Raw genomic sequence first — 677 nt, forward strand, 5'->3', positions numbered from 1 at the left:
ACCGTCACCGGCTGGAAGCGCCGCTCCAGTGCGGCATCCTTCTCGATGTATTTCTGGTACTCGTTCAGCGTCGTGGCGCCGATCAGGTTGAGTTCACCGCGCGCCATCATCGGTTTGAACACGTTGGCCACGTCCAGCCCGCCTTCGCCACCGCCCTGGCCGGCACCGACGATGGTGTGCACCTCGTCGATGAACAAAATCAGCTCGCCCTGGTGCTCGGTCACCTCCTTCAGCACCTTCTGCACGCGCTCCTCGAACTCGCCGCGATATTTGGCGCCGGCCACCATGGCGTTGATGTTGAGTTCCACCAGGCGCTTGTCGCGCAAGGTCTCGGGCACTTCACCCGCCACCATGCGCTGCGCCAGCCCTTCGACGATGGCGGTCTTGCCCACACCCGGCTCGCCGATCAGCACCGGGTTGTTCTTCTTGCGCCGGGCCAGCACCTCGATGGTGGTTTCGATCTCCTGCGCGCGGCCGATCACCGGGTCGAGCTTGCCGTCGCGCGCCATCTTGGTCAGGTCGCGCGAGTACTTGTCGAGTTCTGGCGTGTTGGTCGGCGTCTCAGCGCGGCCATCCTCGGCGCCCTTGCCGACCACCTTGCTGACCTGTTGGCGCAGCGCCTGCGGCGTCAGGCCGTAGCGGCGCAGCAGGTTGGCGGCCAGCCCTTCGCCTTCCTC

General features: G+C 65.9%; 1 protein-coding gene. It reads right to left on the minus strand.

All coding sequences use genetic code 11. From position 1 onward, the window contains the following. Positions 1 to 677, minus strand: a 677-nt coding sequence (locus tag ACOTXI_RS24250) for an AAA family ATPase (protein ID WP_285218890.1), incomplete at both ends; no start/stop codon positions are given.

The sequence above is a fragment of the Enterobacter cloacae complex sp. BZL2005 genome, assembly GCF_049238885.1.
Lineage (GTDB): Bacteria > Pseudomonadota > Gammaproteobacteria > Enterobacterales > Enterobacteriaceae > Enterobacter > Enterobacter roggenkampii.